The following is a 10,269-nucleotide window of genomic DNA, read 5'->3' as shown; positions in this document are numbered from 1 at the left end:
AGGCTAACACTGCATAATTTCAGCCCAAAAGCGTTTGGCTTCCAAGTTTTCACAACTGATAAAAAAATCCGACCCACATCTGCGGAATGTGGGCTTTAATCTGAAGTACATAGTTGCGATGAAAGCGCTATTTCCTAATATAAGCTAAGAACCATTCATCTTAGGTACGTAGTTACGCTTCAGCGCTCTTTATAGTATAAGCTAAGAACGCTTTCATCTGAGGTACGTAGTTGCGATGAAAGCGCTTTTCCCTAATATAAGCTAAGAACCTTTCATCTGAAGTACGTAGTTGCGATGAAAGCGCTATTTCCTAATATGAGCTAAGAGCGCTGAAGCGCAACTACATACCTTGGGGCAAGGGCGAGCCGACCTTTGAGCGATACTTTTGGTATGAGAATAAAACCACCCTACCTAATCCCTCACAGAGATATCTCAGTCACAGCAATATTACCGCCAAAACACACCTCAACATCAGTCCCCGGCGCTCGATCGCGATTTCCATACTCTCCCACATAATAAAAGTATTCTCCCTCTTGGCGGTAAACCACAGGCAGCGGCTGAGTTGAAGGGCGACAAAACACAATTTCCGGTTCCGCACTTCCCGGCGCTAAATGCGGAAAATTCACATTCCAGAAACACCCCGGCTTTGGTTCGCGATTCAGCAAATCGGCCAACACCCGCGATGTCCAGCGAGTCGCGACATCCCAGTCAATTTCCAGCGGCCTTTTAATTCTATGGGAAATTGCGATGCCAGGAATACCGTGCATAGCTGCTTCCCGCACCGCAGCAACTGTACCTGAAATGTACACGTCAACGCCCAAATTGCCGCCGGCGTTAATCCCGGAAAGTACCAAATCCGGTTTTGGACAAACGTGATTGAGAGCAATCCGCACGCAGTCTGCGGGTGTTCCTCCTACAGCATACTCGACGGACGATCGGCGATCGACATGAATCGGACTGTGAGCAGTCACCTGATGCCCGCAGCCCGAAAGTTGCCCTTGAGGGGCCACCATAATTGTCTTGCCCTCTACAGCCTGCAAAAGTGCCTGAATCCCCGGAGCATCAATGCCGTCGTCGTTGGTTAAAATTATCGTCATTGAAAATTTGTCCTAAATTTGACTATATCCGCAAAAATTGACCTAAAATTCCCAAACTCAAGGAAATGTCAACATAGTTGTGGTAAAGTTTTGTGTCGATTGCTTTGCGTCAAAGCAATTTGCAAGTTCAGTTAAACGCGCTCACAGCTATGTTTTTGTTACCAATTCTACCCTTAGCTCAAGCAATCCCGAAACCTCCGAGTCAACAAGTCATCCAAATTCAGCGAGAAGTCCCGCTACCGGAAAACGAACTGGATTTACCACCACAACCGCAGACAACCGCCCCGCTGAAAACTGTGACGGTGCCCCAGCAAGTGCGCGTTTTGCCGGGAAAACTCGACAGCATCCCCGTTTTCAACAGTAACAGCCCGGAAGTTGTACAAACCGAAGGCATTTTGCTCTCCACATTTCCCGAGGAAGCCAAACAAGTACCTTCTGCACACTTAAACTTTGCCTTCAAAGGCCGATTTGACATCTTCGCCCACCACATCGCCAAAGCTAAAAATCGTGCCGAAACTCGCACCTTATTTCAAGGCATAATTGTCCACAATCCCAACTCGGAACCTGTTACTTTAAATATCCTGCAAGGAGCGACTTATTTAACTCGCCCGGATGCTTTGTTTGTCGATTTGCCGTCGTATTTAGAAAATCGATTTGGCACTGTGTTTGCGGGGCCTGGCAGCCGCATCACCAGCGATGTGCTGCGGGGGCACAGACAAGCCATTTTGCCGGCTTCCATCGAGATTCCGGGCAATCAGAGCCGAATGCTGATGAATTTGCCGATACCTGTGGGGACTGTGACGCCTGCTTCTAACGGGCGATCGACTTTAATGCGAGTGTCGAGCAGCAACTCGGTTTATGTAGCTAGTCTGGCTATGTTTGCTCCTCAAACTAAAGAAGGAGTCGAGCAATATCCGACTTTAGAACAGTGGGAAAATATTTTAAACACCAAAGGTTTAGCTGGGCCGAGAGATTTAGCACCAACTCCCAGAGGCGAAAATCCACTGCAAAAAATTTACGGGCGCGTTGCCGGAGTCGCTGAAGGTTCCGAGTGGAAAGCTAAAATTACTGACAATTCGCGAACCGATTATTTAACGATTCCCAATCGCGGCGAATCATTTTCCTATGCTTTGAGCACTACTGATACGGGTACTTTTGGCACCGGTCAAATTCAAAGCGCTAAAATGTTAGCTCGCTATCCCGATACTGCTTATTTTGCTCACGGTAATTACGGGATTCAATACAATTTAACTTTTCCGCTTTACAACAAATCTCGCGAGTCGCAATCTGTCAGCATTAGAATGCAAACACCGATCAAGGCAAATACAGAATCGGCGGGATTGATGTTTTACGATCCGCCGGAAAATCGGATATTTTTCCGAGGTACGGTGCGGGTAATGTTTAATGATGATACGGGGAAGACTTTGACGCGCTACATTCACATCGTGCAGCGCCGGGGACAGCAGGGGGAAGCTTTGGTGAATGTGAATATGAAGCCGGGGGAACGCCGTTTGGTTCAGGTGGATTTCTTGTATCCGCCGGATGCGACGCCGCCGCAAGTTCTGACTGTGCGATCGAGTAATTAGTTGATGGTTGACAGTTGAATTGCGGGCAAATTTTAGTTATAGTGTGGCTTGAACGCGATCGATTAATCGGATTTTGTTAACGATTGAATTTTGATAGATAGCTTGCGTTCGATCAGACATTCTGCACGATTAACCTGCAATAAACGCACAGTGACTCGACCGATCGCAGTTAGAGGTTGGATTGTACCACTTTCAGTTTGAATTTGAAAATGGTATTCCCAGCGATCTTTTCGAGGATTGTAAAGTCGAACCACTTCACCTGTTTCTGGATCGATCGAGGCAATGTCGCTTCCTTTATTTTTGTTACAAATTGAGCAAGACAAAGCCAGATTACTTTCAACTGTTTCGCCGCTGTGTTTTTCTGCAATGATATGGTCTATTTGGTGAGACGAAAGGGCGAGTGTTTCTGGAATTAAACAATATTCGCAGTATCCGTTGGCGCGATCGCATACCATTCGTCGCAGACTAGCTGAAACGTAGGTTTTACTCATGCTACCTCGCTCAGTTTCAGCAGAGCTTGCGCTTTGGCAATGCGTACTAAATGTTCGACAAATTCGTATTGCTGCCACAGGCGCTGCTCGATCGGTGTGAGTCCTTCTGTGCGGTTTTTCTCTAATAAAGTATCGATTTCAGCTTGAAGAGCGTCGGATAAACGCAGGGCTAATATTTCTTGTGGCGATGGTAAACTTGCTATAAATTCTAATATCTTCGTGAGTCCAGAAAATCCGTTTGAAGGATTAGCTTCGACTTCCCTCAATCCCAGCATCAAAATCTGTGGTAACTCATCTTTGAGAGGATCTAGCCGCAGTGCTAGTTCGTCGGGAATTTGAAGGGTAATTGTTGCCATTTTTTTTACTCACTGACGCTCTAATTTAATCCTAGCACAATAGACGACGGGAATTGTAATTATAATGATTATTAAGAAGATTTTGGGTATTCCTGAAGTATAAATGTCTGTTGGCTACCTTTAATATTTTGTTTCATCACCCGAAGTAGACGATTCTCCATCGGCTGTGTATCTTGAGTGAAAAAGTCGTGGAGTACCTGCACTTTACCTGCATAATCTCGATCGGCTTTACAAATTATAATTCCTGGGTGATTTGAGGTTGTAGAGTGGAGATTGATAAAATCTTGACGATTTTCTGTAATGACTACTCGTCCTGCATTTATTGCGTACATTAAGACTTCATCATCTGGAATTTTTTAATTGGCTTGTCCGGCTTCATAGGATGTCAAAATATCATACCCATGCGATCGCAGTAAATCGACCATTGCGATCGGGAAGTTTTCATTCGAGTAAAACTTTAGCATCGGCAGTTATTCATTTTCAGCAAGCCACAGATCGATTTCTTCTCGGTTGCGATCGTAATAGTTCGTCACCGCTTGCAAATCTTGAAGGGTGAGTCCTGGATAATTATAGAGAAGTTCGGCTTCAGTTGCGCCCTGTTGTTGATAAGCAACAATCGTCCAGACGGGAATTCGGGTATCGCGAATTCGCGCTGCACCGCCACAAATTCCGGGAGTTTTGTGAATGGGATGCTGAAGGGTTTGGACGAATTTCAGGGTTTGTGCAAGCAAGTCATCAGGCAGTGTTTCAATGGTTTGGAGAAGTTGTTCTTTGATGGTCATAATCGATCGCCAAAATCTAAAATAGTATCGAGCAAATCCATGAGATGATATATTGGCTCATGGGCGATTACACCGATCGAGCTTTGTGAAATTTGGCTCGGATTTGAGCGATCGCCGTTTCACCATCCACTCCTTCACCGCGATCGAGTTGTGCGGCGGCTATGTCGATTTTGGCGCAAACTTCTTCTACCCAGCGATTGTATCGATCGCGTTTTTCCAGCAGCCGTAGCGCGTCAGCAATGATTTCGGTAACGTTGGTATAGCGCCCGCTGGCGAGTTGGGCGAGTATGAGTTGTTCTTGTTCGGGGGTGAGGGTGATACTCATAGGTAAATATAGGCTGGCTATTGTTTTATTGCAGTTCGGGGGGATTGCACGTTTGTCTCTATTCTATTCTAATCTATGACTGATGGGTTACGTGGCACTAGCAATACCTACTACTATTTATCGATCGCAATCGCTAGTTCGTCGCGAATTTGAATGGTAATTCTTGCTATTGTTTTTAGTCACTGATGCTCCGATCGAATCGTAGCACAATAGAAGTGCGATCGCCCTTATTGGAGAAACGCAATGTGCGATCGCCCCGCGAGACAAGGTAAAAGCGATCGCCCTTCCTGATTTTAGTCGCTTCACCCTACCAATCAGTTGAATTGTGGCAAATTTTTAGTTAGCGTTGTTATCGTTGATGTCTAGATTTTCTATTGAGAGTTCTGAAGGTAGCGGTACAGTTATTTGTAGGAAAACATCAATTGTTATTTGATTGTTTTCAAAACTTATATTAGTTACATTAACTTTACTATTTTCAGATAAACCGTCTTGAATAGGGAATTTAACAGGTGGCTCCTTTACCCACAAAGCCTTTAACGTATCTATAAATAGTGGCACACAGGTCAGTTTCCACACCTTTGGGATTTTTTTGCAGCTTTTCCGCGATTTCAGCGGGACTATTGCCACAAAGCAACCCCCGCAGGTGCAGCTTTTCTACGGGGGTGAGAGGCTTTCCTTTAACGGCGGCCAAGTCTGCGTACAGAGTTTTTAAGTCCCAGCGGCTTTCTGCTTCGACGAAGCGATCGTTTGTGGATGCCATAAATAGGTGTGTGTAAAGTTCCTGATGGAAGTCTAACATAATTCCTGATGTATGTCAGTTTACGAGCAGCTTTATTTAGCTTACTATACTTGAAAGCTCAAGTGTAAATGGTGCAATTTACACGTCAAAAAGTTTGTGGCAGGGCTTTTGAGTGATTACTGACTACAGTTAGTGTTACGACAGGGATTAGGGCTGAATTTTGGTAATTTTCTGGGTTTGACTCTAGTTTCGGGTGCTGCTGGTAATTTTTTTTAATTTATTTTCTGGGTTTTGCATAATTTTGTGGATGTGACCCAGATATATAAGTAGGAGGCTGTGGCAGGCTTTCTTGGGAATCTGTGCGATCGCTGCCAAAGCTTTGCTATGCAAGACTTTTGGTTGGTCATAGAAGCTTGGAAGTTTAATCGGTAGCTAAGGCTATTTGTAAACTTTTGTAAAGAATTCGGTAACTTTTGCATAAAAGTTAGGGTTCTAGCCTGATAGACAAATAGAGGGTTGCAAGCGGCTTGCGGGCGATCGACTTCGATAGGGCGATCGTCCGATAGACAAGTACAGGCTAACAAGTCATTTTTTCAGATACATCGAGATCCAAACAAAAGGAAAAACAATGCGCTTAATATTCTTAGGCCCTCCAGGGGCAGGAAAAGGAACACAAGCTAGTATTTTGGGGGAGAATCTAGGAATACTCCACATATCAACCGGAGAGTTATTGAGGCAAGAACGCAAAGATAAAACGGAACGCGGTGTCGAGGCGCAGTCATACATCGATCGAGGCGCATTAGTTCCCGATCGGGTAGTCATGGAAATAGTACATGAACAACTTACTAAGCCAGAAGCTAAGAAGGGATGGATTTTAGATGGGTTTCCTCGAAACGTTTCTCAAGCCGATGCGCTAGATGAATTATTAATCGGAATATCTCAACAATCTTATGACTGTGTGATTAGTTTTGAGGTGCCGGAGTCGGTTTTAGTCGAACGACTCAAAGAACGGGGTCGCATGGACGATACGTTAGAAGTGTTGCGTAATCGTTTACAAAGTTATCACGAAGAAACTGCCCCTTTGATCGAGTTCTATAACGATCGAAAAAAGTTAGAAACTATCAATGGTTTTATGTCGATGGAAGCAGTCACCGGTGGGCTGAAAGAAGTTGTAGAGGATCTGAAAAAAAACATTTAGAACTTCCGCAATAGCTTGCTTTCAGTTTCCCCCTTTTCACGGGGGACAATGAATAATCTAAGCTTGAGATTTTAAACGCAAATTTCTGACATTTAACCTTAGTCTTGTACGAATAACAACTCAAAAAATATGCCCCACAACTACAATGATAGACCCAACGAAGAGCCTAGTCTCAATTTTGACCTTTATGCAAAAGAGCTAGGTAAGATAGCTGTAAAAGCAACCACCGGTAATGAAGGAGCATTTACAGTAGGAATCTTTGGCTCATGGGGAAGTGGAAAAACCACTCTCATGCGTTGTATCGAAAGAAAATTTGAAAACCCTACGGAACATTTTGAAGTAGAAGAGTTTGAGGCTCACTTGCATAATTTTGATCAAAATAACTTTAAAACTATTTGGTTTAATCCTTGGAAGTATGATGATACGCACGGCATCAGAAACGCCCTCATTCAAACAATCTTGCGGGAAATGGCAGAAGATTCTCAAAGAGCTATAGTTAAAGAAAAATGTAATAATTTAGCCACTCGTTATGACGCTAGTCAGTGTTTCCTGCATATAGTAGAACACTTAGCAGGAGCAGCCCTTCAATCACAGATGTGCGGTGTCAATCCAATTGAACTGATCAAGATCTTTACAAACCCAAGTAAAAAAGCTAGGACAAATCCAGAACAAAATGAAGTAAATGATTTAGCTTTAGAGTTAGACACTGACCCCTATTTATTCATTAACAGTTTTGAAGCCCAGTTTCGAGAGGTGGTTAAGGAATATGTGGGAGAAAATGGCCGGTTGGTAATCTTCATTGACGACCTAGATCGGTGCTTACCAGAAAATGCCCTGACTGTTTTAGAATCTCTGAAACTTTACCTTGACAATGCTAATTGTGTTTTCTTTATAGGGCTGGACAAGAGAGTTATTGAACAAGCTGTTAAACAACGATACAAAGATTTGAACGTAACTGGCAAAGAGTACATAGAAAAAATGATTCAGCTTAATTTCTTTTTGCCAGAAAAGAACTCAAATCAAGTGACGCAAGTTTTGCAGCATGAACTAAACGAGTTAGTAGCTTGCCCAAATTATCCCATAGATGCTAGAATGTGGAGAATGATTTTGGCAGCAACCAAAGGAAATTTTCGCAAGACTAAACAGTTTGTTATTGCCTGGTCGCTAATTAGAAGTCTAGCTATCTCACTTAAGGTTGCTGATGCAAATACAATCCCTAAACTTGCAATAATTCTTTTAATTCAAACGAATTTTCCAGAACTTTATGATGCCTTGCCAACCAAAGATTATCAGTTAATCGGGCATCTAAAAGAAATAATAGATGCTTATAGCCAGAGCATTGAAGCTGCGAAAGAATTGCTGAGTAAATATCCAGAATGTAAGAGGTTTTTCGCAGACAGTCATTTGAGAAGCTTTCTTAAAGGGAATGCTCAAGACGGTGATGATTATGCAGATATCAGTGACCCCCAAGATTTAAGAAAGCTTTTACAGATTTTGTCTCAAACTGGAAGGTAATGTTTAACACAATTAAAGCTTTAATACAAGAGTTTTTGGAAAGCTTAGAAACTTTCATAAAGACTCCTAGCGATATCAAGCCATCCTCGGAAGAAACAATTACCTTAGAATCTCCTACAAATCAGCCACCTACTTTTGAAAGGCTAAAAAGGCTAAAAAGGCTAAAAATGCTGCACAATCTTGATTTATTAACCACTAGCTTTGAAGACGCAAAAGTTATCAGTAATGACTTTTGTACCATTAAGATTTCGGATACCCTGGCACAGGCACTCTCTTTAGTAACATTACTGAATCCAAGCGATCTTATCGTTACGGATGATGAGGATAAGTTTTTAGGAATTGTGAGTAGTTTATCAGTTTCCCTTGAATTTACACCTCAATTACAAAATGTGCCTTTTAAATACAGACATAAAACGACCAAAATAGGTCAAGCCACTGAGTTGATTTTGGCTCAAGGAAAAAAAGCGATCGGTGAAGTCTTTAGCCTAGAGAAAAATTATTGTTTTTTTCAAAAAAAGAAACAAATTGATTATGCTTTCGATGAGTTTGGAAAACTTTATAGAGCACCGGATAACCAGACTTTTATACCTATTTTGAGTGAGGACAGAACAATTGTAGGTGTAGTTACTTGCAAAGGAGTTTTAGAGTATCTTAGACATGACCCCTTGTTGGAGGAATCAAAAGTAGAAAATCTTTTAGAAAAGATGTCCTCAACAAAAACCTCTCTGGATCATCTATATACATTACTGCCAGAGGATACGTTAGAATCTGCGATCTATGCAATCAACTATTTGCCCATAGAGCACATTCTAATATGCGATACGGATAAAAATCTTTTAGGACTGGTGAATAGAGAGCAAATTAGTGTGTTAGCACATCCGATGTACTACCACTTAATGAATACACCTTTAGGAGACATTATGCAGCCGCTAAGTAGCTTACATCTCGTTCAACCCACCGATAATCTCAAGGACGTTATTAGGAAATTTCTGGAATCAGACACAGAAGTTTCTGTTCTTATGGATAGTTCTAATAGGCAAATTCCCAAAATGGTTATAACACCAAGAACTATCCTACAGTTTGTAAAATAACTGTTCTAGAAGTATCCAACTAAAAAATTACAGGAGATTAAAACAATGCCCGAAATAAGATTTACTCAACTTTTGCAAACACCGCTAAATCAAATCTTAAAAGGTCTTGGAGATGCAAAAAAAGTGAAAACTGTAAAAACCACTGATACTATTGCTCATCTAACTGGTAAGATGGAGTGCTTTAAAATCAGAACGATGCCAGTTTTGGATGCAAACACGGGACAACTGGTAGGAGTAGTAAGTCTGGTTGATGTTGCCAAAGTTCTAACACCTCGAAACACTAAACTACCGATAGAGTATCTGAGTAAGAAAGGCTTCGACATGACTCAGCTTCATAATGCTAATAAGGAGATGGGTAAAAAAACTGTCGGAGAAGTTTTTAACTTTGATCTTAAACCTGCGTTTATTGTATGGACTGAAGTTTTAGAAGAAGCCATTAAACAATTGATTCATAGGGATGAAAATGGTCGCCGCAATAGAACGTTGGTTATTTTGGATGCTGGCGATCGAGTTGTAGGAACTTTTTCTTATGTGGATGCTCTCAGAATCATACGCGATGGGACAGGAATCGGCGGATTTTTAGACGAGAGAACAGCGAATGATGTATTGACTTCAAAAGTAATCACCCTGACTAAAATTGAGTGCCTACAAGATGCAATGTTTACTTTCGGCGGTTTGTTTACACACATACCTATCACTACAGTAAAAGATGGAAAAATAGTGATAGGTATTGTAGATGATGTTGCTGCTGCCACGCTAGAGCATGAACTTCTTTATGAGGATTTGTGTGATTATCCTCTGAGTCAAATGATGACAAAAGTCTCGGACAAAAACACAGTCAAGCCAAATTGCTCAATTAAAACCTTAATAGGTAAATTTGTAGATGGGCATGAAAGGCCAACCGCCATTTTAGTTGGAGACTATGAAGGTGAAGAATTTACTATGACAGGTATCATCAGCTATGTGGATATATTCAAAAAACTGTTAGACTTCATAGACGGATTGAACAACCAACAACCTGGAAATAATTAAGTATAGTAAAGTGCGATCGCCCTTAATGTCCAAAAGTGCGATCGCCCTTAATCTCAC

General features: G+C 42.0%; 13 protein-coding genes. 5 read left to right on the top strand and 8 right to left on the bottom strand.

Features of this window, described 5'->3' with window-relative positions:
- Positions 1–419: 419 nt before the first annotated feature.
- The gene (gene surE, locus JGK20_RS28220) at positions 420–1,097 is read right to left on the bottom strand and encodes a 5'/3'-nucleotidase SurE (protein ID WP_293193315.1); all 678 of its coding nucleotides are present in this window, start codon (positions 1,095–1,097) and stop codon (positions 420–422) included.
- 149 nt (positions 1,098–1,246) lie between these two features.
- On the opposite strand from surE, the gene JGK20_RS28215 reads away from it, so the two are divergent.
- On the top strand, positions 1,247–2,683 hold the full coding sequence (locus tag JGK20_RS28215) for a DUF3370 domain-containing protein (protein ID WP_293232943.1): 1,437 nt from the start codon (positions 1,247–1,249) through the stop codon (positions 2,681–2,683).
- Between the two features lie 62 nt (positions 2,684–2,745).
- Here JGK20_RS28215 and JGK20_RS28210 read toward each other — a convergent pair whose 3' ends face one another.
- From JGK20_RS28210 to JGK20_RS28180, 7 genes are all read right to left on the bottom strand, one after another.
- The gene (locus JGK20_RS28210) at positions 2,746–3,174 is read right to left on the bottom strand and encodes an HNH endonuclease (protein ID WP_293232939.1); all 429 of its coding nucleotides are present in this window, start codon (positions 3,172–3,174) and stop codon (positions 2,746–2,748) included.
- Positions 3,171–3,530, bottom strand: coding sequence for a hypothetical protein (locus JGK20_RS28205; RefSeq protein WP_293232937.1), 360 nt, complete (start codon positions 3,528–3,530; stop codon positions 3,171–3,173). The genes JGK20_RS28210 and JGK20_RS28205 overlap by 4 nt, the downstream gene beginning before the upstream one ends.
- A 71-nt stretch (positions 3,531–3,601) precedes the next feature.
- Complete coding sequence (locus tag JGK20_RS28200; RefSeq protein WP_293232941.1) at positions 3,602–3,883, bottom strand: DUF5615 family PIN-like protein; 282 nt, start codon at positions 3,881–3,883, stop codon at positions 3,602–3,604.
- 117 nt (positions 3,884–4,000) lie between these two features.
- Positions 4,001–4,312 (bottom strand): DUF433 domain-containing protein, encoded by a 312-nt coding sequence (locus JGK20_RS28195; protein ID WP_293232935.1) that lies wholly within the window; start codon positions 4,310–4,312, stop codon positions 4,001–4,003.
- A 67-nt stretch (positions 4,313–4,379) separates the two neighbouring features.
- Complete coding sequence (locus JGK20_RS28190; protein WP_293232934.1) at positions 4,380–4,637, bottom strand: type II toxin-antitoxin system ParD family antitoxin; 258 nt, start codon at positions 4,635–4,637, stop codon at positions 4,380–4,382.
- Between the two features lie 117 nt (positions 4,638–4,754).
- Complete coding sequence (locus JGK20_RS28185) at positions 4,755–4,943, bottom strand: hypothetical protein (RefSeq protein WP_293232932.1); 189 nt, start codon at positions 4,941–4,943, stop codon at positions 4,755–4,757.
- A 196-nt stretch (positions 4,944–5,139) separates the two neighbouring features.
- The gene (locus JGK20_RS28180; protein ID WP_293232930.1) at positions 5,140–5,436 is read right to left on the bottom strand and encodes a hypothetical protein; all 297 of its coding nucleotides are present in this window, start codon (positions 5,434–5,436) and stop codon (positions 5,140–5,142) included.
- A 568-nt stretch (positions 5,437–6,004) separates the two neighbouring features.
- On the opposite strand from JGK20_RS28180, the gene JGK20_RS28175 reads away from it, so the two are divergent.
- From JGK20_RS28175 to JGK20_RS28160, 4 genes are all read left to right on the top strand, one after another.
- Positions 6,005–6,574, top strand: a complete 570-nt coding sequence (locus tag JGK20_RS28175; RefSeq protein ID WP_293232928.1) for an adenylate kinase — start codon at positions 6,005–6,007, stop codon at positions 6,572–6,574.
- Positions 6,575–6,703: 129 nt separating this feature from the next.
- Complete coding sequence (locus JGK20_RS28170; RefSeq protein WP_293232926.1) at positions 6,704–8,089, top strand: P-loop NTPase fold protein; 1,386 nt, start codon at positions 6,704–6,706, stop codon at positions 8,087–8,089.
- The gene (locus tag JGK20_RS28165; RefSeq protein WP_293232924.1) at positions 8,089–9,180 is read left to right on the top strand and encodes a hypothetical protein; all 1,092 of its coding nucleotides are present in this window, start codon (positions 8,089–8,091) and stop codon (positions 9,178–9,180) included. Before JGK20_RS28170 ends, JGK20_RS28165 begins: the two co-directional genes overlap by 1 nt.
- A gap of 45 nt (positions 9,181–9,225) precedes the next feature.
- The gene (locus JGK20_RS28160) at positions 9,226–10,212 is read left to right on the top strand and encodes a CBS domain-containing protein (protein ID WP_293232922.1); all 987 of its coding nucleotides are present in this window, start codon (positions 9,226–9,228) and stop codon (positions 10,210–10,212) included.
- The last annotated feature ends 57 nt before the right edge of the window (positions 10,213–10,269 follow it).

Source organism: Microcoleus sp. PH2017_05_CCC_O_A, assembly GCF_020738785.1.
Classification (GTDB): Bacteria; Cyanobacteriota; Cyanobacteriia; order Cyanobacteriales; family Microcoleaceae; genus Microcoleus.
The sequence above is the reverse complement of the archived record's forward strand: the minus strand, read 5'-3'. Positions and strand labels throughout refer to the sequence as shown.